Source organism: Methanocorpusculum sp. GPch4 (assembly GCF_012062385.1).
GTDB classification, from domain to species: domain Archaea; phylum Halobacteriota; class Methanomicrobia; order Methanomicrobiales; family Methanocorpusculaceae; genus Methanocorpusculum; species Methanocorpusculum parvum.
Genome location: NZ_SIJA01000062.1, coordinates 14,930 through 38,307, shown reverse-complemented (window position 1 = coordinate 38,307; position 23,378 = coordinate 14,930). Strand labels below are relative to the sequence as shown.

Here is a 23,378-nt window from a genome sequence, read left to right as displayed (position 1 = left end):
TCGGGTCTTCGACCCTCGCTTGTTCTCAAATCAAAGATTTGCTCTCCGACTCGGGTCTTCGACCCTCGCTTGTTCTCAAATCAAAGATTTGCTCTCCGACTCGGGTCTTCGACCCTCGCTTGTTCTCAAATCAAAGATTTGATCGCAAACCTTCGGTTTGCTTAGCTGAGGTTGTCTGCTTCGCATCCAACCCGCCTCCGCTGAGGCCGCCACTACGTGGCAGCCCGCGTTCGCAAACCTTCGACTTGCTCTCCGACTCGGGCTTCCAGCCCTCGCTTGACGGCTCACCCCGCCTCCGCGCCGGATCGCAAACTATCCTGAAAGCAAGTTTTATCTGAATTCTTCACTCCTGACGAACTACTTTGAAAGCCCAAGCGGGCTTTGCCCGCTTGAGGCGGCACGCAAGCCTTTGGCTTGCACGCAACGTATAGGGGCCCAAAAAATAGGATACTCCGCGCCGGAGTCGCGGCCCCGCACCCCAGATCAAAAAAAGGATTGGGGGTGTGAGAAATAATTTGAAAAGTAGGTGGCTTGTAAGTGTGGACGCAAGAGAAAAACCAACCATACATTTCCTGATGTTCGCACTTGATTTCTTTCCATTCCTCCACCCCTGTCCCCCTTTTCGTGCATTTCGTTGGCGGGTTGGACGCTGAAAGCGGCCGACCTTAGCCGAGGCGGGGACCTTTAGGTCCCTCAGCGGAGCAAGTCGATAGACTTGCGACTAAACCGAAGGTTTGCGAATTTGTGCTTTTTTGTGTTGGGGGACGGGGGAGGGTACTACATAAATTTGCCTATAACCTAACCTTATTGGTTTTCGTGTTTTTGTGATTGTTTTCGTGAATTTAGTGTGATGATGTTTACATCCGAAGAATCCAGTACACGAAACTAAAGTACATCCAAAAAATTCCACTTGAACAAATTCGATCCTGTTCCCCAGGGAGGGGGGGCGATAAACGATCACAGATGCACGAGGAGGCTTCGCCCCTTCGGGGCACTCGCAAGTTTCCTCCGAAAACTTGGTCGCACATCTTCGCTTCGCTCAGCCTTGCTCAGCTAAGGGCGAGCCTAACGGCTCACCCCGCCTCCGCGAACATGCCCCCCCTCTCTGTTATCCGGTAGATCATCCAGTTGCCCTGCTGCTCTGACACGATCAGCCCGTTCTCCCGCAAAATATTCAGATGATACGAAAGCTTCGACCCGGAGATCCCCATACACTCCCGGATCACGCACACACACAGCGGCTGAACAGAAAGGAGATGCAGAATCGCCACCCTCACCGGATCGGAAAGCGCGTGATGCGTCGCGCTGATCTCGCCGATACGCTCTGCCGGCGGCAGACGGGCACGCAGCCCGGCGATACCCCCGATCTGCACAAGATCATCTCTGATCACATCCGGGATCCCGCACCGGACCTCAAACTCATCATCTCCGGCATTTTCTCCGGCAGGCAGCAGCGTATCGGTCATCTATTTCAAATTATTATGAAATGCATAACTATATATCTTTTGTCCGATAATAATTGATTCAACAAAAATTGAAATGACTTACCCTGAGGCACAAAAACAATGATTGACATACTCCTCGGCTCACTCCTTCTCGGGTGGGAAACCCTGATCGGCTACCTTTCCGAACATGTCGTGACCTGTCTTATCCCTGCCTTTTTCATCGCCGGCGCGATCGCCGCCTTCATCAGAAAAGACGCCATCCTGAAGTATTTCAGCCCGGAAACCAAAAAGACCGTATCCTACGGGATCGCGTCCGTATCGGGGACCGTACTTGCCGTCTGCAGCTGCACGATCCTGCCGATGTTTGCCGGCATCCTCAAAAAAGGCAGCGGCCTTGGCCCGGCAATAACGTTCCTCGTCGCCGGTCCCGCGATCAACATCCTTGCGATCGTCTACACAGCCCAGGTCCTTGGTCTGGACATCGGCATTGCCCGTGCCGTATTTGCCATAGGGATCTCCATCCTGATCGGTCTGATCATGATGAAGCTCTTCCCCGCGCACGACACCGAGATGAAGAAAACCTTCGGCGCCGCACGAAAAGCCGCTCTGGCGCAGGAATCGGTCCGCCCCAAATGGGTCGTCCCGCTCTTCTTCATCATGCTCGTTTCGATCCTCCTCGTCGGCACCTCGGCGCTTGACGCCTTCATCCGTCTTGGGATCGTGTATGCCCTTTCGATCGGGATCGCCCTCCTCCTCATCTACTACTTCACCCGTAACGAAGTCACCGACTGGGGACTGGAGATCTGGGATCTCACCAAAAAGATCTTCCCGATCCTCATCATCGGCACCTTCGCGCTCGGCGTCCTTTCCTTCTTCCTGCCGGCCGAGTTCTTCAGACCGTACTTCGGCGAGACCACGCTAGGATCGACGTTTCTTGCCTCCGTCGTCGGCATGATCCTCTACATCCCGACGCTTCTGGAAGTGCCGGTGATCGGAACAACGCTCGGCTACCTCACCGGCGCCATGGCAAAAGGTCCGGCACTCTCCCTCCTCCTCACCGGGCCGACGACCAGTCTCCCGAGTCTGCTGGTAATCTACCGGCTGATCGGTGCAAAAAAAACGCTGGTGTACACCTGCCTCGTGGTCGGTTTTGCGACGATCGCGGGATTCCTCTTTGGGATATTCTTCCCGTAGGCTGCACTGTCACAAACATCTAATACAAAAAAAGTTGAATATCCTTTGGAGCTGACATGACAAAAATCGAAGTACTGGGAACCGGGTGTGCGAAATGCAAACGGCTTTTCGCTAACACCGAACAGGCAATAAAAGAACTGAACATCACCGTCGATCTGGTAAAGATCGAGAAGCTCGACGAGATAACCGAACGCGGCGTCATGATGACGCCTGCGCTGATCATCGATGACGAGATCGCCGCCGAAGGCCGGGTTCCGGATGTAAAAGAGATCAAAGCAATGTTAACGGTGTGAGATGATCATGACGGAAAAACCTGTATGCTCCTGCAGTCAGACGACTGCCGCAAAGATCATTATCCCGTGCGCAGGCCAGGCGAACACCGGCCAGATCACCAATCTCGCCGCTCTTCAGCTGGCGGATGAAGGATACGGGAAGGTCGTCTGCGCTTCGCTGCTTGGAACGGGAAATGAAGGACTGATCGCCAAGGCGAAAAATGCCGAAGAAGTCGTCGTGCTTGACGGATGTCATATGAACTGCGTTGCAAAAATGGCCGAATGCCACGGCGTGGTCGTTGGTCAGCACATCGTCGTGACTGATCACGGCATCACCAAAGGTCCTTCCAGGTCGTACACGGATGACGATGTGGAGAACATCGTTGCCGCCTGCTGGAAGGGGGAAGGCCGCACGGAAGAGCCGAAGAAACGCGGCCATTCCTGCACCTGCGGATGCGGCGGATCCTGCGAGTGAGGGAAAGGAGCAGAACGTGCCGGTCATGCTGATAACCTGTTCGGGTATTTCGAATACCGGAAAGCTGACGACCCAGGCGGCCCTTTCTCTGATGCAGAAGAGACCGGGAGATTATGTCTGGGTGCGTGCGCAGCAGAACGGCGGCGTGTCTGCCGACGAGATCGCCGAGGCAAAGCGCGTGATCGTTCTTGACGGCTGTACGGACTGCTGCGGGGCAAAAAAACTTGCCGAAGCAGGATTCACCCCCGACTCCCATCTGATCGCAACCGAGCTCGGGATCACGAAGAACGGTATGGCTGACGTGCAGTTTGCGGAGATCGGCAAGGTCGTTGCCGCTGTTTTGGAGGCGTCCCGATGAGGATCCCGCGGATAAAACGGCTGGAGATCGAGTGGAAGCATTTCGCTGTCGGCGAAGCGACCTGCGAGCGGTGCGGAAAAACGGGAGAAGCGCTTCATGCTGCCGTTGATGAGCTGCGTGCCGAGTTTTCTCCTGCCGGCGTGAAGATCAATCTGACGGAGACGCTGCTTGACAAGACCAGGATCGCGGAGTCGAATGAGATCAGGATGAACGGCGTTCTGCTGGAGAGCCTGCTTTCCGCGTCGGTCGTGACGACGGACTGCCCCTCCTGCGGGGAGCTTGCAGGAGAAAGCACCTGCTGCCGGGCGGTCGGGTTCGGCGGGGAGATATTCGAGGATCTGCCGGCCGCGCTGATCAAAGAAGCTGCATACCGGGCGCTTTTTGCAGCTTCTCCGGCTGAATAAACCTTCCCGAACTCATCTTTTTTTGCGGGTCGTTTTCTTCTCCGTCGCTTCCCCTCCCCCCTCATCACTGCGCAGAGCCTTCACCCGGTCGCGAAGCTGGATTGCCCGCTCGAAATCCAGCGCCGCCGCCGCCGCATTCATCTCCGCCTCCAGCTCGATGATAAGATTCGGTATCTCCGACTTGGGCAGATGTTTGATATCCTTGATATCGATCTCCTTCTCCCGCACCGGTTTTTTGATCGTTACCGGCGTGATCCCATGCTCCGTATTGAACGCCAGCTGCATCTCGCGGCGGCGGGCCGTCTCAGCAAGAGCCTCCCGCATCGAATCCGTCATCTTATCCGCATACAGCACAACATGCGAATCAGCATTTCGGGCGGCCCGTCCGATGATCTGGATCAGACTGCGGGCATCGCGCAGGAACCCTTCCTTATCCGCATCAAGGATCCCGATAAACCCGACCTCCGGGATATCCAGACCCTCACGCAGAAGATTGATCCCGACAAGCACATCGAACATGCCAAGACGCAGCTGCCGGATAAGTTCCGTCCGCTCCAGGGTCTGCACCTCCGAATGGAGATACCGCGTCTTCACCCCCTGCCCCGCGAGATACTCCGTCAGCTCCTCGGCGAGTTTCTTCGTCAGCGTCGTCACCAGAGCACGGTCGCCGCGTTCGATAACGGCGCTGATCTCTTTGAGCAGATCATCCGTCTGACCCGTGATCGGCCGCACTTCGACCACCGGATCCACCAGACCCGTCGGCCGGATGATCTGCTCGACCGTCTGAGCCGAATGCCTGCGTTCATACTCGCCCGGCGTTGCCGAAACAAAGATCGCCTGCCGGAGATACTTCTCGAACTCGGCAAACATCAGCGGCCGGTTGTCAAAAGCGCTCGGCAGACGAAACCCGTACTCCACAAGCGAAACCTTGCGGGAATGATCGCCGTTGTACATCCCCCTGACCTGCGGGAGAGACTGGTGACTCTCATCGATCACCATCAGAAAATCATCCGGGAAGTAATCCAGCAGACAGTACGGCTTCTCTCCCGGCGCCCGCCGGTCGAAGTGCCGCGAGTAGTTCTCGATCCCTTTGCAGGATCCGGTCTCCTGGATCATCTCCAGATCATACTGCGTCCTCTGGCGAAGCCGGTGCGCCGAGAGATCATCCAGCCGGTTTTCGGCAAGCACCATCTCCAGCTCGGCCGTGATCGACTCGACAGCCGCCTGTCTTTCAGACTCGGGCGTGACGAAATGACGCGCCGGATAGATGAAAAAATACTCCATCCGCTCTTTTTCCTTTCCCGTGATCTTGTCGATCTCGCTGATACGGTCGATCGTATCGCCGAAAAACTCCACCCTGATGATATTGTTAAAGTATCCCGGAATGAAATCCACCGTGTCGCCCTTCACCCGGAACCTGCCGGGCATAAGTTCGGTGTCGTTTCTCTCGAACAGGATCGCGACCAGCCGTTCGAGAAGCTCCCGGCGGGTGAGGTTCGCCCCCCGGCGGATCTCGAACGCAAGGTTCTGGAAGTTTTCCGGATTGCCCAGACCGTAGATGCAGGAGACCGAAGCGACCACGATCGTATCCCGGTGGGAAAGGATCGCCGCGGTCGCCGCAAGACGCATCATCTCGATCTTCGGATTGATCGAGGCGTCCTTTTCTATATACTGATCCTTTTTCGCGATATAGCTCTCCGGCTGATAGTAATCATAGTAAGAGATGAAGTACTCGACATGATTGTTCGGAAAAAAATCCTTGAACTCGTTGTAGAGCTGGGCGGCGAGCGTCTTGTTGTGGGCGAGGACCAGGGTCGGGCGCTGGACGTTTTGTATGACGTTGGCGATCGTGAAGGTCTTTCCCGATCCGGTGACGCCGAGAAGGGTCTGAAACCGCTCGCCGTCGAGAAGCCCGTCGGTCAGCTCTTCGATCGCTTTGGGCTGGGAGCCTTTCGGGGAGTAGGCCGACTGGAGAGAGAACTGTTCGGACATGGTCAGAAGTCGTCGAAGTCCGCATCATCGGTTTCCGGGATCACGAACGCGGTGTTGTAGACCTCGGCTAAGTAGCGGACGAAAAATACGATGATCGGGATCATCACGAACAGATAGCCGCCAAGGAGTATGACGATCGCGGCGCCGTTGTAGGCGAAGATCTGGGCGAGCGTGATCAGGATGAAGGTCACCAGAAGGAAGAGGATGCTCATGATGATGAGCGAGAGGATGTAGTCATACCAGCCGATCTTTTTTATGACGGCGGCGATCCCGCGGATGTGGGTCGCTTCAGCGAGGGAGCCGGAACGGGTGAGATGGACGAGGCCGATGAACGCAAACAGGGAGACGAAGATCATCGTGATGAACTCGAGTCCGACATAGGAGAGGGTGACGAGAACGGTGATCAGACTTTCCAGCGCCATGACATCGACCGTGGTGTAGAGGCCGGCTTCGGGGAAGAGGTAATAAAAGATCATGGCGTAGATGAGCGAGATGACGATCATCGGGATGGCGTAGTATAATATGACGAGGTTGACGCGCCAGCCGCTGAAAAAGAGGCCCCAGAGGTTGGTGTGGTCCGGCATGCCGGCTCGGTCGTTTTTGGCGATCCGGTAACAGTATCCCTGGATGAGCGGGATGAAGAAGATGCAGGAGAGACTGATGATGACGGCCAGATACTGCAGGAGGCCCGAAAGGCTTGCGGCCGTGAACCCGTAGTTGTCGTTTACGAGGAGACCGGTGAGAACGGGAAGGGCGGCGAGCTGGAGGATGAGGGAGGAGACGAGAAGACAGGCCAGGATCGGGATAGTGAAGTAGAGGAAGAGGATGATCCATCTGGGGAGCAGTTTGAGGGCGAAAAAACCCTCTTTGGTATAAGTATAGGCTCCGGATATGATTTCTGCATGTTCCATGGCTTTTTGTCCTTACATATTTACTATTGTCTGAATCTGATATTAAGTATTGGCTATGATTTTTTTGGTTCAGACGGCGTGCCAGAGGAATTTCTCGGAACGGAGGCCTTTTTTCTTCTGGCCGGCAGGTGTTTCGGCAAGGTCGTCGACGATGCTTCGAAGCAGGGAGCTGCCTGAGTCGGCTTCGTGGACGAGCCATGCTTCGGCGGTGAGGGGGATGACGTCGCCGTATGAGCCGTGATGGGACTGGATGATGTGTCTGAGCTGGAGGAGCTGGTCGTCTGAGATGAGATTTTTGTATTCGTCGATGTGCATGATACCCATCGTGATGTGTTCGATGAGGTTGTAGGTGTCGTTTGGCACATAGCCGTAGCCGATTTTGTCGAAGCAGAAGATCTTGCCGATGTCGTGGAGAACGGCGCCGGCGATGACCATGTCGCGGTTTATGTCGGTCCGGGGCATGATGTCGATGAGGGAGAGGGCGATCTTGACGGTTTCAAGCGAGTGTTCGCACAGGCCGCCGGTGTATTCATGGTGCCGGCGGATGGCTGCGGGGCATTCGTAGAAGCGTGCGTCGAGGCAGCAGGCGACGAAGAGTTTGAGGTCAATGTTTTTGATGGAGCCGATGATCTTCTGGATCTCGAGTGAGTTGGCGTTGAGGGCCGCAGGGGTGTAGACGAACTCGATCTCCTGCCCGGGGGTCAGGGTGAGGGGGCCGGCGATAATGCCTTTGACTGTTTCGGGAGAGTCGGAGAAGACATGGATCTCACCGTTCTGATTGGCTCTGCCGGTTCCGGTGATCGGGTATACGCGGCCGGTCTGGATGATCCGGGGAAGTTCAGCGGCTTTTTCGCCGTAGATCTTTGCTTCGATGATCCCGGTCCTGTCTGCAAGGGTGAGGTGGGCGAACTGTTCACCGCGTTTGCTTCGAAGGTCGGCGCGTTTTATCAGAAAGAGGGAGTTTACGGGGGCGGACTGGGTTATGTCCTCTACGAACTGGGTTTTATCCATGGGGTTTGCTCGATAGTAGTGTGCTTCAGAGAGTAATGATGATTCTGTTTGGTGACGGGCGCGGGAGACAATAAAAATCGGCCGCGAAGATCCGCGGTTCTTGCGCCCAGCATGATATCTGAGAAAGTGATCGCCGATGTGTCATATCGACTGGTTTTCCCATCTCATCTCTCCGCCTCCATCTCACGCCGCTTCGATCGTCTCCGTAAACGCAAGGATCTCCAATGCAGCGGCCTTCACTTCAGCCAGCACACATTCTCCCTCGGCCAGATCCATATCCGGGTCCAGGGGGATTTTCAGGATGTGATCGGTTTTCAGAGGGTCGCCTGTCAGCGCAAAAGGGAGCTGTGCGGCTTTCAGCAGTTCATAGTATATGGACTGACGGTTTCGGTTGATCCCGGAAAGCCAGACCTCAAACCGGAAATCCCGATGAACAAACGTGACCGCCAGTTTCAATCCCTTCCTTTTCAGGCTCGCGTTCGTGAACTGAAAATAGGAGTAATCCATCCCGTTTTCAACAATGTTTCCCTGAAACGTACAGTCTGTCAGCTGCTTTTCGAGTTCTACGCGCAGATACCTGAACAGTCTGACAAACTCCTGATAGCTTTCAGCCAGATCCGTTGTCTGCAGTAATGTTTTATATGTCTGTAAAAGATCCTGATCGAACTTCATCCTCTTCTCCAAAAGATCCGATTTACAGGTATATCGCTTTTCATCCGTATAAGACCTGACCCCTGTCTGCCCGAACCAATCCGATGCCTGTGATCACGCTTATCCCGTTTCGTCTTGCGAAACTTCGCTGCTTCAGTATTCGCAAAAATACTGCGTATGTCCTGTGCAGATTCGTCTTTTCGCACAAAAAAACATCAAAGTAAGGCCAGTACCGACGGAATCACGGTTGGCAGACCGGCTGAACAAACCGCAGTCTGCGTTTTGCGGACAAAACCGGACACGAATACGGGTATTACCCATACTAACGTCCTTGGATCACGGAACAGCGTTATGCGGATAAACTCTCTGTTAGCGGCAAAAGTAACTTTACTGATACGAATATATACCGGAACTTACTACATTTAATCAAAACACATTATTGCAGAGTTTCCAGGCTGTACGTGTTTTCAGGACTGTGCAGAGGGTATCAAATATCGCCGTCTGCTCTTGATTATCCTTCAGGAGCAGGGAAAAAATTCTTCTTCGCCGGGCGGACCTGTGAAGAGGATGCCGGTTCTGACTATTGGGTGAAATTCGTATGGCATATATCTACAAAAAACGCGATCCGAAGAAGAAGCGGCAGGCCGTCATTTTGTTTTTTGTCCTTATTATGGCGGGTGTTATCATCATTTCCGTGTCTGCGGGGTTTTTCGGATCGGATTATGTTGTCCGCAAGTCGCTGGAGGATCCAGACGTGGTGATGCATGTCGCTGTTTCGGGAGGGGATGTGATCATCACGATCTACGAGGGGCGAAAAGTCGAAGATCTGCGCATGATCTGTCTGGAGATAGAAGGAGTATCCCTGCCGTCTGAGCATTCTATACATCCGGCGCCGCTGAACGGTGCGGGGGTCGTGGTGTTTTCCGGCGTCTGCGACGGGGTGACGGGAACGCGGACGGTCGGCATCCGCGGGGTGTTTGCCGACGGGAGCACCATGATCCTGAAGCGGCTCACGATCAAGTTTACGTAAAATATCAGACGTCAGCCGCGGATCGTAGTTTAGAGATGGGCAAAATAGTTTTTTTGAAATAGGAGTTATTCTGTGCGATACAAGCCGCTCTGCGTCACCATTCACTCGCAAATCTTTGATTTGCTCAATAATGGCGCCGCTGATGCGTCACCATTCACTCTCAAATCAAAGATTTGCTCGACCTGGTGACATTGCATGTCACCAAGCGCTCGCAAGTTTGATAACTTGCTCGAACCTGGTGACGCTTCGCGTCACCAGGCAACTTCCATTACTGCCTTTTCCTCCTCCTTCAGCCCTGCTGCCTCCTTCTCCGGCACAAACACATACTTCTCCATCGGCTGATAATTCGGATACAGCGCACACTTATCCAGCACATCCACAAACTCCCGAAGATACAGTCTTGGCACCACATCCACCCTTCCGCCGAACCTTCCCGTCACCTTCTCGATCATCGTTCTGATAAACTTCGGCGACACCCTGCTCTTATCCACCTCGGAGTACGCATCCGCATAGATCTCCATCACCCGCAACGCAGCCTCCATAAGCTTCGCCGCATCGAACTTCGGCAAAACGATCTGCGTCTGCAGAGGGTTCGAAAAGCCGTCATCCGCGATGATCCCTATCCGGTCATACAGCGGCGGCAGCGACCTGATCCCTTTTGCACTGTCGAAAAACGCCGGCGTGCCTGCAAACAGGAAGAAACAGTTCGGCAGCTCGTTCTTATCGATCATATCCACGATCTGCCGGAGATTGATATACCCCTTCTCCCGCTGCGGCCGGGCAAACGACTGTGCCGTCTCCGCCTCATCAAAACTCACCAGAAGACCGGCAAAACCTGCACGCGTCATCACATACACCAGCCCTTTCAAAAACTGCAGGGCTTCACCCTCCGTCACGCTCCCCTTCAGACCAGCCTGCGCCTTAAAACTTCTCCCGACCGTCGTCTCGCCCGCCACCCAGCCGATCGCCGCCTGTGCCGATGCAAAATCCCCCCGGTTCGACGCCTGATAATACGCCCGGAGAGCCGACGCAAGACCCGAACTCAGCCCGCTCACCCGTTCAAGGACCGACTCGATCTCCTTTTCCGTCAGCTCCACAAGCTTTGGATCGTCCTCCCCGATTCCTGTACTGATCAGTCGGTCCTCGATCCCGTAGATCCAGGTATCGATGATACTCTTCAGCGCATGATCCTCCGTCCCCGTCGTCAGTCCGGCGCATATGGCTGTATATACGGCCTGCAGCTTATGCAGCGGCGTCTCCGGCGAGATCACCACATGCGAAGTAACGAACCGCTGCCTTTGTCCGATCTCCACCGCCCGCGAGATCAGAAACGTCTTACCCGACCCGTACTCCCCGCGAACGAACTTACAGTCCGCATGTCCGCCGGCAACATACGCAAGCTGCGAACCGATCACCCGCTCCTCAGCTGAAAGACCCACCGCAAGACGGGAAAGCCCGCTCTGCGGCACCGTTCCCCGGCGAAGCGCGTTGATGATCCCGATACTCTCCTGTTTTTGATCCGTGATCCCCTTATGGTCCGACATACCCGTACACCTCGCCGCGCTCGCCTACCCCGCGTTTTTCGATCACCGACATCCCGTTCTCCGCCAGCTTCGCGAGCAGCGAATTCACGATACCAGCGACCCGCCGCGTCTCAAGAACCGAACGAAGATCCATCTCGGTCGCCTCACGGTGCTCCTGCAAAAACAAAAACACCGCGGTCTCCCGCTGATCCAGAAACGAAAGATCGGAGCTCTGCTCCTCCTTTTCCTTATCTTCCTCCTCGGATCCGGTGATCACCGGCCGCTCGGCAAGCGCCCTGCCTTTCATGCGTGAAAGCACCTCGATGAAATCCTCCACCCGGATCTTTGCCGGATAACAGGGCAGAACATCGATCCCCGCAAGACAGAACCACTTGCAGCTCTCGTGATCCTGCCGCTCCAGCGCATCCAGCGCCGAATACAGATATCCCGCCGAAAGCATCTCACGCCCGTTCGAAGAGAGTTTTCCGGTGACGCGTGCGAGTCGCTTGATCACCAGATCCTTCGCCCGGACGTTTTTCCAGATCTCCTCCCCGCCGTTGAACACCGCTGACGCGATGCGTTCGATGTCGGCGATCCTCACTGCGTTCATCACCATATAGCGGATCGTCGTCTCACACTCACGCTCATCATTGCTCCGTCTGAGAAAACCTGCATAGGCGATCCCTCCGCTGATGAAATCCGCACGGTATGCCCGGTAGAACCAGTCACGCGCCTGGGAAAGGGAGCCTGCCGCCTCATACGCTCTGCCGATGTTTGCAAGACACACCGGGACCGGATACGGCGAAAGGATGATGCTGATGATGCCGGCGACCTCCTCTTTCGTCCGGCAGGCCAGAAGAAATCCGCTGAACCGCGTGATCACCAGATCGATGAGTGAAACATCCGCATCCTCATCACTGCAGAGACCAAGGATCAGCTCACGGTAGATGCCGTTTGCCGCGTCATCGTTCCCGAGACGCGCCTCGATCTCCGCAGAGAGCAGACGATACACCGGATCGTTCGTTGTTTTGAGCAGTTGCCCAAGCTCATACTTTGCCGAGGCATAGTTTCCGAGAAGTTTTTCCAGAAGGATATAGGAGAACCGTATCTGCGAAACGGTCTCGTCATCGATCCCTGCCTCCTCGAGACTGTCGAGAGCCGAACGGTATGCCCTTTCAGCGCCGGCAGGGTCAAGAGCGGAAAGCGCTTCCAGACTCTGTCTGAGATACACGGTGTCTTTGAGCGTGTTCCAGGCGCGAAGCGAGAGACTCATCGCCTTCTGATATGATTTCTGCGCATACAGCGCGTCGATGTACTCGTGACTGAACGTATCCTCGCCGAAGTTCTGGATATGCAGGGCGGCCGCTTCGTCAGGTTCACCCGCACGGGTGAGGGTCTGCATCAGTCTTCTGATGTCCTCAGGGTTGTTTTCGAGTCTGACCAGCGCACGAAGCGAGGGGATCGCGCCTCTGAAATCCTCTTTTTCGAGAAGGAGCGCGGCGTATCCCCGAAGCGCCGTCTTGTTTTCCGCGTCGAGGATCAGTGCGGCCGCATACTCTTCGGCAGCGGCGTTTCTGTCCAGATGTTCAAGAACAAGTCCAAGATAACTGTGCAGATACGAGGAGGAGGGCATGATCCGGATCAGATCACTGAGGATCTGTCTGGCGGTTGCATATTCGCCTGTCTGAGTGTAACTGCGGGCGGCTAAAAGAAGAAGAGCCGGGTCGCCGGAACCGGAGGAGAATGAGATGACCTCGGCATACTTTCCGGCATTGAAAAGTTCCATCCCGACTGAGAGGTTCTTGGCGGATGCTGCAGGGTCGTTTGTCATACCAGGTTCAGAGAAGCACCGACAGGATGGCGCGTGCGAACTCTTCAGCGTCGAAGGGGGTTTTTGCGGTCACGATGCGGCCGTCTGTTACGACGTTGTCATGAGAGACCTCGGCTTTATCGAGGGTCAGCACGCGGACAGTTGCCGGCGTTTCAAAACAGGCGGTCTTTTTGCCGGCAAGAAGTCCCGCTTCTCCGAGAATGACGGGTGCAAGACAGATCGCGGCTGCGACTTTGCCGGACGTGCCGATCTTATTGGTTATATCGATAAGTTTTTCATTGCGCCAGAGTTCGTCCTGACAGCCGATACCGCCGTCGATGATGATACCGTCATACTCTGCCGGATCCACGTCGTTTATTGTAAGATCAGCCTGGGCGATCTCTCCCTGCATCCCGTAACAGTTCCCACGGACAGTGGACGCGGTCACGCATTCGATGCCATGTTCTTCCAGCAGTTTTTTGGGAACGGTATACCCCATATCCAGGAAGCGGTCTGATGCAATAACGAAGAGGATCTTCATACTATATGGTTGTGCTTTGAGAGGATTTAAGTTGTTCATCCTGTCTTCAGCCGTTTTGCTGCGAAAGCAGCTCTGTCAAAACGGCGGCGAACGCGTTCATCTGCAGATACTCGTTGTTCCCCTCGACGAGCATGACATCGGTCTTCGAAAACAGGAGTGCGAGATCCGGGGTCATATTGCCGATCATCGACCGTCTGATCTGCCGCAGCAGATCCCCCGCACTCATCCCGTATTCGATTTGAAGATTCTCAAAGATCTTCTGGGCGGCCGATGCGTCCCCTTTTCCTGCGGCAAGGATCGCGGCGGCAGTCAGTTCGCCCGTCTCGGTCGTCATCAGCTCGGAAAGATCGCCGGCCCCGTGCAGGGCCATCAGTTCCAGCCAGATGAGAGCTTTGCGCAGATCGCCCTTTGATCCAAGGATCAGCATATCGAGCGTCTCATCTGCGACGGAACCCGCAAGTCCCTCCTGTTCAAGCACGCTGTTCAGATAGTCCCGCATCGTCGCTTCACCGATCGGCAGAAAGTAGAGCGGAACGCATCGCGACCTGATCGGATCGATGATCGAAGCAAGCGAGCTCGTCACGAAGATGAACCGGCAGGTCTGGCTGTACTGCTCCATGATCCGGCGAAGGGCCGCCTGGGCGTCCTTCGTGAGATCGCCTGCTCCGTCGAAGATGATCAGACGAAACGGCGCGGAGAGAGGTTTCAAGGAGGCATGCCATCTGACCACATACTTGAAGTTTGCCAGAACCGATTTGTTTTTCTGATACAGATGAGCGAACCGGTCGTTTTCCGCAAAATAGGTGTGGCCCTGGGAAAACATCACGCTCACGGGAAGGATGGTCGTGTTTTCCGCAGCCGCTTCGGTATAAAAAAGCCGGGAGAAGATCTCAAGCGACGAGGTCTTTCCGCAGCCGCTTCGACCGATCACCATCAGATGCGGGAGGTTTCCCTGTGCGGCATACGCTGATAACTGTTTTACCGGACTTGTCTGTCCGATCACCTCTTCAAACGAGGACGGGCGGTATTTTTCAATCCAGAGCATGGGAAAGATGTTCCTGCATATCCTTTATCGCCTGCCTGAGGAAATATTTTGCGTCGATCTCGGGCATGGAGATGGTCTCGCCCGAGGCCTTCAGCCGTTCGCATTCTAAGGCGATGTTCGGCAGGGCACGGGTGACCTCGTCGACGATCGGCAGGGAGGCCGTCTTCGACGTTCTGTCGATCGGGTTCAGATCGATGGTGATGACCAGTTTGCCCATCGAGACGAGGGCTTCGCACCGGTCACCGTCTTCGAGAGGGACGAGGACGACGTCGGCCGAACCGATACCTTCCGGGCGGCAGAGACCCCGCCCGTGGGGGAGCGGAACACACCGCCCGACAGCTCCTTTCGAGACGATGCAGCCTGCTTCTTCAAGAACGTTCGTCACGAGCGCGATCCGCTCCTCTGTTCTGTGGAACAGATTCACCTCGACCTCGGCGCCGCTTGCCTTCTGCAGCTGCGCGATCTCCTGCGCCGCGAGGGCGGCCGTGTTTCCATTGATCGAAAGCACCGGGTGTTTTGCCGCGAGAAGAACGCGGGCGGCGAGCTTCTCGGCTTCCAGCGCCGAGGCGGATGTTTTTTCACCGAGCAGATAATCGAACGCTTCGCCGCGGCCGTGGGAGGTGAGCCCCTCCAGCGAGACGACGCCTGTTTTTGTGTGAGCGGCAAGCTGTTCTCTTGTGATCAGTGATCTGTATCTTGGGTGGGATGACGGAATATCAGACATGGTTTTCCTCCAGGATCACCGGGCCGGAGCTGCTGACATGCAGACGGACCGGTTCGCCGAACTTTTGCAGAATTTTTTCAGCCGCGGGACCGACGGCAAAGACGCCGTTTCCAAGCATCGTCATGGATGCGGGAACGCCTGCTTCTTTGCAGGCGGCAAGCACCGGCAGAAGATTTGGCGGCAGAAGTCCGCTCTTTTCCGTGAACGAGGCGGAGTTCTCCATGAACTCCGCAAGCGTTGCGGGCTCCTTCCCGGGAAACGCCGCGGCGACCTGGTGCATTTTTTCCTCCGAGGTGATGACATCATGCGTGGAGATACTGCCAAACGTGACCGCCCAGAGTTCGTCTTTTGGATAGAGCCGAAGCTTCACGCCCGCGATCCCCGGGCGCGTTCTGACGACAAGGCCGCCGCCGGATGCCGCCGCCGCGTCGCCAAGGCCGGTTCCAAACGCGACTTCAACGGCGTGGGCCTTTTTGGAGATCTCTTCTGCGCTTAGTCCGAGGAAAAACACGCAGTTTGCCGCATGATACGCGGCGAGCAGCCCCGCGGCGCTCATCCCGAATCCTGCCCCCATCGGCATGCCGACCGTCACCCGGACATCCGCCTTCACCCCTAACGAGGTGAGCACCTCGCGGATCAGCCAGTCGTCCGCGGTCCCGTCGCCGATTTTGATATTGATCTTATCCGCTTCCTGCATCCTGACGGTGACCCCTTTGTCGATCACGATCCCGGCGCCGAGACTGCCGGTCGTCTGGACCGAGTCGCCGTCGATCCGCTTAAAGTATCCTGAGATATGACCAGGAGCAAATGTTACACAAGAACGTCCCATACTTTCCCTGCGATCTCGTCTTTTGTTCCCGTAACCGTTTCTTTGTGATCTTTTTGGAGGAAGATGTATTCGCCGAAAGGAGAGCCCATCGTCTCCGGTCTGTTTGCAAGAACAAGGACGACATCAGGAAGGTCAAGAAGCCGCACTCCCTCCTTCTCCGCGTCCTCGCCGAGTTTGAATCCGACGATCCTCACTCCTCTGCCGGAGATCTTCGTGATCAGTTTTTCAAGAGGTTCAAGCGTGACTGACGCGGCAGATCCGCTTTTGATCTTGCCGTCCACTCTTTTCGGAGAAAAATCGGAGATCGCGGCGGCCGAAAGATAATAATCCGCGCCATCAGCTTCGCGAAGGACCGCGGCGTGCATATCGGCCGCGGTGATCACCGGGATATTTTTCACGCAAGGCACGATGCCGTGCATCGGATTCATGACAAGGGTCACCTCGGCGCCGAGTCGGAACGCTTCAAGCGCGAGCTCTTTTGCCATCGTCCCGCCGGATCTCGTCGTCAGAATGCGGACGTCATCCAGCTCCTCGCGGCATGACCCGCCGGAGATGAGAACGCGTTTTCCTGCAAGCGTCCCGGGCGAAACGGCCCGCTCGACATGCAGGCAGATCTCATCTATGCCCGCGATCTTCGCCTTCTCCTCTTCCATTCGCGGAGGAACGACATCGATCCCGAGTTCCTTCAGCGTCTCCAGATTTTTCCTGACTGCCGGGTGGCGGTACATCGATTCATGCATCGCCGGAACAACGACGACCGGCATCCCGCGGCCGATCGCGGTGGTCGCAAAGGTCGTGATGATGGTGTCGTCGATCCCGCAGGCGATCTTTCCCACAGTGTTTGCCGTCGCCGGCGCGATAAGAAGAAGATCCGCCTCGCCGCCTTCCCCGCAGTATTTGACATGCTCGACCATGCCGGTGATCAGAGTGAGCGCCGGGTTCTGGCACGCATAGGTCAGCGCATCGGGATGAATGATCCCGCACCCCGCGGGGCTGATGATGCCGGTCACTTTCGCGCCGCGGCGTCTGAGCTCGTGAGCGAGTTTGATCGTCTCAACGGCGGCGATACTGCCGCAGACTCCCAGAACGATATGGATATCGGTTAGTTTTTTCATAGCAGTTTCACATCCCAGACCGAGTGCCAGAGGCGACCCGCATACTTCTTTACTTTATGTTCGCTGATGATATACCTATAACCTGCTCCTTCAAGGCTCCCTTCAATAGCGTTTTTCCGGTCCCCGACCCCGTGGATATGTAAAACAGTTCCAGTCTCCGCGTGTTCGAGCGCATGTTTCAAAAACTCCGGCGCGTCGAAGTGGCCCATCAGGATACGGTCGTATACCCCGGTGAGTTTTTCGCGGCAGTCGCCGAGCTCAGGAGTGATCTTTTCTTCGAGGCCGTTCGCTTCGATATTTTTCAGCAGATAGGCAAAAGAGACCGGATTGATCTCCGCTGCATGGATATTCCCACCGGAAAGCGCCGCCGAGAGGGTAAAATACCCGATGCCGGCAAACATGTCGGCGATCCGTTCGCCGGGTTTTATGAGAGAACGTAATCGGAGTTTTTCTTCGCGGTTGCCTTGCGAAAACATCACCTGCGAAGGGTCGAGGGTGTAGATGATCCCGGCTTCACGGAACGTGACCTCATGGGGTTCTCCGTAGAGGACAGCGGTCTTCGGCTTCCGCATGACTCCTTCGTGCGCTGCGGCGTGCAGCACGCAGGAGGGATCTTCCCAGGCGATGAGCGCTGCGAGCTGCTCCTCTGTTGGAGCAGCGCCGTGCAGCAGCAGCGTGTCGCCCATCCGCTGATAGCCGGGGCCGTCATACGGGCGGCGATTTGGGATCTCGCCGTCGGCGGGCCAGCCTTCCTTCACCGGAACGAAGGCATACGCTCCTTCGCAGTAGACGCGGCGGGTCGGATCGACCCAGGGTTCACTCGCTGAGTTCGCCAGCGATCGCTTCGAAATCTTCCTGATCCTCATCTCTTCCCGCCAGAACCAGCGTTTCGCCGTCCCGCACGAACAGGATCGTGTCTCCTTCTCTTGTATCGAGCCAGGAACGCTCTGCTATCTCTTCGGTCGTGCCGGTTTTTGGATCGAGGAATCCGAGCACCCCGGCATCTTTGTAGATGACGACGCCGGTCTCGGTTTCATGGATGTTGCCGAGAAGGGGGTCGCTCTCATCCTCTCTGAATGCGCGGGACTGGCCGGTGGCGAGGTCAAGGACAAACAGCATGTCTTTTGACTGGCGCAGGATCTGGAAGTATTCTCTTCCGTGTCTGATGATGTCGCCGCGGGCAAATCTCGGGAGCCTAAGCGAGTAGGTGACACGGTAGATATTGATGCCGGCCTTTTGTCCGACGAGTTTGGGGTGGGTGGTGAACGAGCCGCCGAGCGCTCCGCAGATGTCGTGGGAGATGGAGGCGCCGATCGTCTGCGAGCTGAAGACGATATCGATGCCGTCTTTGGTCTCGTCGATGCTGGATACGAAGGAGAGCCTGTCGCCTGCGGTCTGGAGCTGGTCTTCGACCTGGTAGGCGATCTCGGCCGCACGGCGGAGTTCGAAGAGGGTGGGTTTTCTTCCCGAAGCTCTGACCTGGATGACCCCTTCGTAGTAGCTTCCGGCGATCCGGCAGCACCGGTCGCACTGTTCGCGGGCCCAGACGAGTTTGACTTTTTTGGTCTCTTCGAGCGGGATGCCGTAGAGGTTGCCGATGACATGGATCGTTGCAAGAGACCGGTTGCTGCTGGTGTCTATGATGCTGATCTCTTTTTGGATCTCGTCGACGTCTTTGTGGAAGCTGATGGCGCTGTTTGCGAGGTTTTGCGCGAGTTCTTCTTTATCGACGGCAACGTCGGACCAGATGCCGGCGGTTTTTATCGAGCCGCAGGTGGGACAGACGATACACTCGGCACGATCGGCGATCTCGACCCAGACGGCGTCTTTGACCCGGCATTTTCCGCAGAGTTCACCGTTTTCAGACGGCGCCCCGCATTTGGGACAGAAGCCTTGTGTGAGACTCATTATACTCCGTAGATCTGGGCGTGGGGAACGCCGTCGATCAGCAGGCAGGATTCCAGTTCGAGGAGGCCTGCTTTGATCGCGATATCGCAGACGCGTTTTCCCATGAGATTGGCGCTGCAGACGTCAGCGAGCGCTGCCAGAAGTTCCTCTTCGGTGGCTGTTGTGTCGCCGTAGAAGGAGGGGTCTATCTCGACATCGCATAAGGGACTGGTTAATGTTTTTCCGAGGAGGTCGGCGTCGCATGCGGCGAGGATGCTTCCCTGTCCGGGGATATTGTGTATCTTGAGGTACATTGCTGTAATACATTTGGTGCTGATGGGTAAATAAGGAGTTGGGGGGGGGCGGATCGACGGCTCGGCCGGCGATCTTAGCTGAGCAAATCTTTGATTTGCGACCAAGGCTGAATGAAGCGAAGTCGACGACCTCAGCCAAGCAAACTGAAAGTTTGCGACCAAGTCGCTAGACTTGCGACCAGGGCTTTGATTTGCGCGGTTCGGAGAACAAATCAATAGCCTTGCAGACCGGCCGAAGCTTGGCGGACACATTTCTCCTCCTCCATCCGCTCAGCCCCGATCCATCCCTTTCCAAAATACTCATAACTTCCCGCATGCAATTATATATCCATTATGGACTTCGGCGGTTCTATCGGAAAAAACACCTATGTCGCGCCCAATGCGACCCTCAAAGGCGACGTAACGCTCGGCGATAACGTCACCATCCTTTTCGGGGCGGTCCTTCGCGCCGACATGGAAAAAATATCAATCGGCAGCGGCTCCAATGTCCAGGACAATGCCGTCATTCATGAAAGTCACGGCCACCCTGTTTCGATCGGCGAAAACGTCTCCATCGGTCACGGAGCGATCATCCACGGGGCAGTCATCGAAGACAACGCCCTCATAGGGATGGGGGCCATCGTCTTGAACGGCGCAAAGATCGGCAAAGGATCCCTTATAGCAGCCGGGGCGCTCGTCGCTGAACGAAAAGAGATCCCGCCAAACTCCCTCGTCATCGGCGTTCCCGGCAAAGTCGTTCGCGAACTCACCCCCGAAGAGGCGGCCGGCAACCTCAAAAACGCCGCCACCTACGTCTCCCTTGGGCAGAGGTATCTCCATGAATAACGTTGTTGTCATTGGCGGAGGCGTCGCCGGCATCCAAAGCGCCATGGACATCGCCAATCACAACATCCATGTCTATCTGATCGAGCGCGAACCCTCCATCGGCGGCCACATGGCCATGCTCGACAAAACCTTCCCGACCAACGACTGTTCGATGTGCATCCTTTCGCCCAAAATGGCCGAGATCTCCCGCCACCCGAATATTACCATCCTCACCCTCGCCGAAGTTGAAAAGATCGAAGGTGAGGTCGGAAATTTCACCGTCACCGTCACCCAATACCCCCGATACATCAACGAAAAGGAGTGCACAGGCTGCGGAGACTGCGTGCTCATCTGCCCGATCGAGGTCTACAACAAATTCGATGCAGGGATCGGGGTTCGAAAAGCCATCTACAAACCCCACGCCCAGTCCATCCCCAACATCGTCGTCAAAGACAATCTTCACTGCATCGAATGCGGACTCTGCTACGGGGTCTGCGGAAAAGACGCTGTCCTCAAAGTCACCGAAGACCGTGTCGAGACCCTCGAGATCAGCGCCTCCGCCGTCGTCATCGCGACCGGCTATACACTCTTCGACCCGCAGAAAAAATCCCAGTTCGGCTATCTTCGCTACCCTGACGTCATCACAAGCCTCGAGTTCGAACGGATGATCAACGCCGGCGGGCCCACTGCCGGAAACCTTCGCCGGCTCTCAAACGGCGAAACGCCCAAAAGCATCGTCTTTGTGCAGTGCGTCGGATCGCGTGATCTGACCGTCAAACGAAACATCTGTTCCTGCGTCTGCTGCATGTACGCCCTGAAAAATGCCATGCTCATCAAAGAGCATTATCCGGACTGCGAGGTCTCGATCCTCTACTCGGATATCCGCGCCTACGGAAAAGGCTACGAGGAGTATTATGAACGTGCGATAAACGCCGGCGTCAAGATCATCCGCGGTCTGCCGGGCGATGTGCAGGACAACGGAAAAGGAAGGCTCGTTCTCCCGGTGGAAAACACCGAGACCCGCGAGTTCCTCAATCTTGAAGCCGACCTCGTGATCCTCTCGGTCGGCATGATCCCCGAACCGGAAACGGTCAGACTCGCGAAGTCGCTCGGGCTCGGCCTCGATGAACACCAGTTCCTGAGTTCAGCCGATATGAAACTCGATCCGTCGGGGACGATGAGGCCGGGGATCTACATCGCCGGCGCCGCCCTTGCGCCGAAGGATATTCCCGACTGCGTGATGTCCGCCGGCGCCGCCGCGATGAAAGCCTCCATCGATGTCATCAGGAGCGAACAGTGACCGAGGAGAAGACCATCTGGTGGAACGATGAAAACAGTTCCGTGATGCTCATCGACCAGACGCTGCTGCCGACCGAGTATAAGGTCATCGAGATCACCGAAGTCTCCCGGCTTGCTGACGCGATACGCCGGCTCGAAGTCCGGGGGGCTCCGGCTCTCGGCGTTGCCGGCGCATTCGGGGTCGCTCTCTCGGCGACACGCTGCGTCTCGGACGTCGAGTTCGACGAGACAATCGCGTCTGATGCGGCGCTTCTGAAAAGCACGCGGCCGACTGCCGTGAACCTCGCATGGGGCGTGGACAAGGTCCTCCGCAGTATGGAAAACCTCCCGCCGGAGATGGCGCGGATCATGGCGCTTTTCGCCGCGAAAAACATCGCCGAAAACGACACCAAAGCCTGCATGTTCCTCGGACACAACGGCGCTTCGCTTCTTCCGCAGATCGGGACCGTTCTTACCCACTGCAATGCCGGGGCTCTTGCCTGCTCCTCCTGGGGTACGGCTCTCGGGGTCATCCGCTCCGCCAAAAAGATGGGCAAGAAGATCTCCGTTATCTCCTGCGAGACCCGGCCGCTTCTTCAGGGCTCCCGGCTCACCGCCTGGGAACTTGCGAGGGATGAAATCTCCGTGACGACCATCGTCGACTCAGAAGCCGCATTTCTCATGCGTCAGGGAAAGATCGACGCCGTCATAGTCGGAGCCGACCGGATCACCAAAGACGCCGTCTTCAACAAGATCGGGACCTACATGCATGCCGTCTGCGCAAAACATCACGGCATCCCGTTCTACGTTGCTGCGCCAACCCCGACCTTCGACGCCGGAGCATCCGAAGCCGACATAACGATCGAACAGCGGGGAAGAGACGAAGTCTCCGGCTTTTTCGGGAGAACGACCGTCCCCGAAAACGTTCCGGTCATCAACTACGCCTTCGACGCAACGCCTCTGGATCTGGTCACCGCGATCATCACCGAAAAAGGGGTCCTCTATCCTCCTTACGATTTTACGGACCTGAGATAAATGGCGGCGACCCTCACCCTTGCATTTTTTGACAGCCCTGTCTGGAACAATCTTGCCCTGATACTCGGTCAGCTTCTTCTTGTTTTCATCGTATTCTGGATGGTCTTTTCCATCCTGATGGCTATTTTGATCGTCATCTCGATCCATAAAAAACAGATGTACTTCCCGCGGCTTCTCAGGCCGTTTTTTACGATCATGGAAGGAACGGTCAAGATCGTCTGTCTCCTTCTCGGTGTCGACGGAAAAGAGCTGATGGAGTTTCTGATCAGAATCGACAATGAGATGAACTTCTCAAACTTCGCGAAGACCCCGGTGGAAAAACGGGTGATCTTCTTTCCTCAGTGTCTGCGTTCGCGCGACTGCCCGGCCCATCTCACCCCTGACGGGCTGAAATGCGTCTCCTGCGGCCGCTGCGGACTTGGACGCGCCATTCCCGCGCTGAATGCGGCCGGATACAAGACCTTCATCATCCCCGGCTCGACGTTTATCAAGCGGATGGTGAAAAAGTATCAGCCCAAGGCGATGATCGGCGTCGGCTGCATGATGGAGGTCAAGGAAGGTCTCCAGATGGGCCGCAAGATCTCCATGACAACGATCGGCGTCATGACAAAAACCGACGGATGCGTGGAGACGACTATGGACTATGAAGAGCTCATGGAGGTCGCGTCCCTCGGCCTTGCAGAACAGATCGTCATGGAGCCTGACCCGCGTTCAGGCACCCGATGACTCC

25 protein-coding genes are annotated in these 23,378 nt (G+C 56.1%); 10 read left to right on the top strand and 15 right to left on the bottom strand.

All coding sequences use genetic code 11. The annotated features are described in order from the left end of the window. Positions 1 to 1,073: 1,073 nt before the first annotated feature. Positions 1,074 to 1,466, bottom strand: a complete 393-nt coding sequence (locus EYA77_RS04895) for a helix-turn-helix transcriptional regulator (protein WP_042699415.1) — start codon at positions 1,464 to 1,466, stop codon at positions 1,074 to 1,076. A gap of 99 nt (positions 1,467 to 1,565) precedes the next feature. Here EYA77_RS04895 and EYA77_RS04890 point away from each other — a divergent pair, with 99 nt between their 5' ends. From EYA77_RS04890 to EYA77_RS04870, 5 genes are read left to right on the top strand one after another with little or no spacing between them, the layout of a single operon-like run. Beyond that, a complete protein-coding gene (locus EYA77_RS04890) occupies positions 1,566 to 2,639 on the top strand; it encodes a permease (protein WP_167816066.1) in 1,074 nt (357 codons plus the stop codon). Between the two features lie 56 nt (positions 2,640 to 2,695). Then, a complete protein-coding gene (locus EYA77_RS04885) occupies positions 2,696 to 2,932 on the top strand; it encodes a thioredoxin family protein (protein ID WP_042699409.1) in 237 nt (78 codons plus the stop codon). A 7-nt stretch (positions 2,933 to 2,939) separates the two neighbouring features. Further along, positions 2,940 to 3,386 (top strand): putative zinc-binding protein, encoded by a 447-nt coding sequence (locus EYA77_RS04880; RefSeq protein ID WP_042699490.1) that lies wholly within the window; start codon positions 2,940 to 2,942, stop codon positions 3,384 to 3,386. Between the two features lie 25 nt (positions 3,387 to 3,411). After that, the gene (locus tag EYA77_RS04875) at positions 3,412 to 3,744 is read left to right on the top strand and encodes a putative zinc-binding protein (RefSeq protein ID WP_167816065.1); all 333 of its coding nucleotides are present in this window, start codon (positions 3,412 to 3,414) and stop codon (positions 3,742 to 3,744) included. Beyond that, positions 3,741 to 4,148 carry a DUF2703 domain-containing protein gene (locus EYA77_RS04870; protein WP_052319988.1) on the top strand — a complete coding sequence of 136 codons (408 nt, stop codon included), beginning with the start codon at positions 3,741 to 3,743 and terminating at the stop codon, positions 4,146 to 4,148. Before EYA77_RS04875 ends, EYA77_RS04870 begins: the two co-directional genes overlap by 4 nt. Positions 4,149 to 4,160: 12 nt before the next feature. Here EYA77_RS04870 and uvrB read toward each other — a convergent pair whose 3' ends face one another. From uvrB to EYA77_RS04850, 4 genes are all read right to left on the bottom strand, one after another. Continuing rightward, positions 4,161 to 6,140 carry an excinuclease ABC subunit UvrB gene (uvrB, locus tag EYA77_RS04865; RefSeq protein ID WP_167816064.1) on the bottom strand — a complete coding sequence of 660 codons (1,980 nt, stop codon included), beginning with the start codon at positions 6,138 to 6,140 and terminating at the stop codon, positions 4,161 to 4,163. Between the two features lie 2 nt (positions 6,141 to 6,142). After that, entirely contained in the window at positions 6,143 to 7,051 is a 909-nt protein-coding gene (locus EYA77_RS04860) for a DUF4013 domain-containing protein (RefSeq protein WP_095642020.1), read from the bottom strand. A gap of 69 nt (positions 7,052 to 7,120) precedes the next feature. Beyond that, complete coding sequence (locus tag EYA77_RS04855) at positions 7,121 to 8,062, bottom strand: HD domain-containing protein (RefSeq protein WP_167816063.1); 942 nt, start codon at positions 8,060 to 8,062, stop codon at positions 7,121 to 7,123. Positions 8,063 to 8,245: 183 nt separating this feature from the next. After that, complete coding sequence (locus EYA77_RS04850; protein WP_167816062.1) at positions 8,246 to 8,734, bottom strand: hypothetical protein; 489 nt, start codon at positions 8,732 to 8,734, stop codon at positions 8,246 to 8,248. 577 nt (positions 8,735 to 9,311) lie between these two features. Between EYA77_RS04850 and EYA77_RS04845 the strand changes: the two genes are divergently transcribed. Then, positions 9,312 to 9,743, top strand: coding sequence for a hypothetical protein (locus EYA77_RS04845; protein WP_167816061.1), 432 nt, complete (start codon positions 9,312 to 9,314; stop codon positions 9,741 to 9,743). A 251-nt stretch (positions 9,744 to 9,994) separates the two neighbouring features. Here the strand turns inward: EYA77_RS04845 and brxD are convergent, their stop codons facing one another. The 10 genes from brxD to EYA77_RS04795 are packed head-to-tail and all read right to left on the bottom strand — an operon-like array spanning position 9,995 to position 19,531. Further along, a complete protein-coding gene (gene brxD, locus EYA77_RS04840; RefSeq protein WP_167816060.1) occupies positions 9,995 to 11,287 on the bottom strand; it encodes a BREX system ATP-binding protein BrxD in 1,293 nt (430 codons plus the stop codon). After that, positions 11,274 to 13,097, bottom strand: a complete 1,824-nt coding sequence (locus EYA77_RS04835) for a lipopolysaccharide assembly protein LapB (protein ID WP_167816059.1) — start codon at positions 13,095 to 13,097, stop codon at positions 11,274 to 11,276. Before EYA77_RS04835 ends, brxD begins: the two co-directional genes overlap by 14 nt. 7 nt (positions 13,098 to 13,104) lie before the next feature. Beyond that, on the bottom strand, positions 13,105 to 13,617 hold the full coding sequence (locus EYA77_RS04830) for a DJ-1/PfpI family protein (protein WP_042700721.1): 513 nt from the start codon (positions 13,615 to 13,617) through the stop codon (positions 13,105 to 13,107). Positions 13,618 to 13,663: 46 nt separating this feature from the next. Then, positions 13,664 to 14,662, bottom strand: a complete 999-nt coding sequence (locus EYA77_RS04825) for a replication protein C (protein WP_095642023.1) — start codon at positions 14,660 to 14,662, stop codon at positions 13,664 to 13,666. Next, entirely contained in the window at positions 14,649 to 15,386 is a 738-nt protein-coding gene (locus EYA77_RS04820) for a 4-phosphopantoate--beta-alanine ligase (protein WP_167816058.1), read from the bottom strand. Before EYA77_RS04820 ends, EYA77_RS04825 begins: the two co-directional genes overlap by 14 nt. Continuing rightward, a complete protein-coding gene (locus EYA77_RS04815; protein WP_167816057.1) occupies positions 15,379 to 16,215 on the bottom strand; it encodes a GHMP kinase in 837 nt (278 codons plus the stop codon). Before EYA77_RS04815 ends, EYA77_RS04820 begins: the two co-directional genes overlap by 8 nt. Then, positions 16,197 to 17,330, bottom strand: coding sequence for a bifunctional phosphopantothenoylcysteine decarboxylase/phosphopantothenate--cysteine ligase CoaBC (gene coaBC, locus EYA77_RS04810; protein ID WP_167816056.1), 1,134 nt, complete (start codon positions 17,328 to 17,330; stop codon positions 16,197 to 16,199). Before coaBC ends, EYA77_RS04815 begins: the two co-directional genes overlap by 19 nt. Further along, positions 17,327 to 18,196, bottom strand: a complete 870-nt coding sequence (locus EYA77_RS04805) for a class I SAM-dependent methyltransferase family protein (protein WP_167816055.1) — start codon at positions 18,194 to 18,196, stop codon at positions 17,327 to 17,329. Before EYA77_RS04805 ends, coaBC begins: the two co-directional genes overlap by 4 nt. Then, the gene (locus tag EYA77_RS04800; RefSeq protein WP_052320039.1) at positions 18,147 to 19,238 is read right to left on the bottom strand and encodes a 60S ribosomal export protein NMD3; all 1,092 of its coding nucleotides are present in this window, start codon (positions 19,236 to 19,238) and stop codon (positions 18,147 to 18,149) included. The genes EYA77_RS04805 and EYA77_RS04800 overlap by 50 nt, the downstream gene beginning before the upstream one ends. After that, positions 19,238 to 19,531, bottom strand: coding sequence for a DUF424 domain-containing protein (locus tag EYA77_RS04795; protein ID WP_042700733.1), 294 nt, complete (start codon positions 19,529 to 19,531; stop codon positions 19,238 to 19,240). Before EYA77_RS04795 ends, EYA77_RS04800 begins: the two co-directional genes overlap by 1 nt. Positions 19,532 to 19,864: 333 nt before the next feature. Between EYA77_RS04795 and EYA77_RS04790 the strand changes: the two genes are divergently transcribed. The 4 genes from EYA77_RS04790 to EYA77_RS04775 are packed head-to-tail and all read left to right on the top strand — an operon-like array spanning position 19,865 to position 23,374. Beyond that, entirely contained in the window at positions 19,865 to 20,356 is a 492-nt protein-coding gene (locus tag EYA77_RS04790; protein ID WP_167816054.1) for a gamma carbonic anhydrase family protein, read from the top strand. Further along, the gene (locus EYA77_RS04785) at positions 20,349 to 21,635 is read left to right on the top strand and encodes a CoB--CoM heterodisulfide reductase iron-sulfur subunit A family protein (RefSeq protein WP_167816053.1); all 1,287 of its coding nucleotides are present in this window, start codon (positions 20,349 to 20,351) and stop codon (positions 21,633 to 21,635) included. The genes EYA77_RS04790 and EYA77_RS04785 overlap by 8 nt, the downstream gene beginning before the upstream one ends. Beyond that, positions 21,632 to 22,648, top strand: coding sequence for an S-methyl-5-thioribose-1-phosphate isomerase (gene mtnA / locus EYA77_RS04780; protein WP_167816052.1), 1,017 nt, complete (start codon positions 21,632 to 21,634; stop codon positions 22,646 to 22,648). The genes EYA77_RS04785 and mtnA overlap by 4 nt, the downstream gene beginning before the upstream one ends. Then, positions 22,649 to 23,374, top strand: coding sequence for a DUF116 domain-containing protein (locus EYA77_RS04775; protein ID WP_042700751.1), 726 nt, complete (start codon positions 22,649 to 22,651; stop codon positions 23,372 to 23,374). Positions 23,375 to 23,378: the final 4 nt, after the last annotated feature.

Coding starts and splice junctions, on each gene's coding strand:
- EYA77_RS04845 (WP_167816061.1), top strand. CDS start 9,312: ATGGCATATATCTACAAAAAACGCGATCCGAAGAAGAAGCGGCAGGCC.
- EYA77_RS04875 (WP_167816065.1), top strand. CDS start 3,412: ATGCTGATAACCTGTTCGGGTATTTCGAATACCGGAAAGCTGACGACC.
- brxD (WP_167816060.1), bottom strand. CDS start 11,287: ATGTCGGACCATAAGGGGATCACGGATCAAAAACAGGAGAGTATCGGG.
- EYA77_RS04795 (WP_042700733.1), bottom strand. CDS start 19,531: ATGTACCTCAAGATACACAATATCCCCGGACAGGGAAGCATCCTCGCC.
- EYA77_RS04855 (WP_167816063.1), bottom strand. CDS start 8,062: ATGGATAAAACCCAGTTCGTAGAGGACATAACCCAGTCCGCCCCCGTA.
- EYA77_RS04830 (WP_042700721.1), bottom strand. CDS start 13,617: ATGAAGATCCTCTTCGTTATTGCATCAGACCGCTTCCTGGATATGGGG.
- EYA77_RS04880 (WP_042699490.1), top strand. CDS start 2,940: ATGACGGAAAAACCTGTATGCTCCTGCAGTCAGACGACTGCCGCAAAG.
- uvrB (WP_167816064.1), bottom strand. CDS start 6,140: ATGTCCGAACAGTTCTCTCTCCAGTCGGCCTACTCCCCGAAAGGCTCC.
- EYA77_RS04825 (WP_095642023.1), bottom strand. CDS start 14,662: ATGCTCTGGATTGAAAAATACCGCCCGTCCTCGTTTGAAGAGGTGATC.
- EYA77_RS04860 (WP_095642020.1), bottom strand. CDS start 7,051: ATGGAACATGCAGAAATCATATCCGGAGCCTATACTTATACCAAAGAG.
- EYA77_RS04885 (WP_042699409.1), top strand. CDS start 2,696: ATGACAAAAATCGAAGTACTGGGAACCGGGTGTGCGAAATGCAAACGG.
- EYA77_RS04820 (WP_167816058.1), bottom strand. CDS start 15,386: ATGTCTGATATTCCGTCATCCCACCCAAGATACAGATCACTGATCACA.
- EYA77_RS04895 (WP_042699415.1), bottom strand. CDS start 1,466: ATGACCGATACGCTGCTGCCTGCCGGAGAAAATGCCGGAGATGATGAG.
- coaBC (WP_167816056.1), bottom strand. CDS start 17,330: ATGAAAAAACTAACCGATATCCATATCGTTCTGGGAGTCTGCGGCAGT.
- EYA77_RS04835 (WP_167816059.1), bottom strand. CDS start 13,097: ATGACAAACGACCCTGCAGCATCCGCCAAGAACCTCTCAGTCGGGATG.
- EYA77_RS04890 (WP_167816066.1), top strand. CDS start 1,566: ATGATTGACATACTCCTCGGCTCACTCCTTCTCGGGTGGGAAACCCTG.
- EYA77_RS04870 (WP_052319988.1), top strand. CDS start 3,741: ATGAGGATCCCGCGGATAAAACGGCTGGAGATCGAGTGGAAGCATTTC.
- EYA77_RS04775 (WP_042700751.1), top strand. CDS start 22,649: ATGGCGGCGACCCTCACCCTTGCATTTTTTGACAGCCCTGTCTGGAAC.
- EYA77_RS04800 (WP_052320039.1), bottom strand. CDS start 19,238: ATGAGTCTCACACAAGGCTTCTGTCCCAAATGCGGGGCGCCGTCTGAA.
- EYA77_RS04785 (WP_167816053.1), top strand. CDS start 20,349: ATGAATAACGTTGTTGTCATTGGCGGAGGCGTCGCCGGCATCCAAAGC.
- EYA77_RS04790 (WP_167816054.1), top strand. CDS start 19,865: ATGGACTTCGGCGGTTCTATCGGAAAAAACACCTATGTCGCGCCCAAT.
- EYA77_RS04850 (WP_167816062.1), bottom strand. CDS start 8,734: ATGAAGTTCGATCAGGATCTTTTACAGACATATAAAACATTACTGCAG.
- EYA77_RS04805 (WP_167816055.1), bottom strand. CDS start 18,196: ATGAGGATCAGGAAGATTTCGAAGCGATCGCTGGCGAACTCAGCGAGT.
- EYA77_RS04815 (WP_167816057.1), bottom strand. CDS start 16,215: ATGGGACGTTCTTGTGTAACATTTGCTCCTGGTCATATCTCAGGATAC.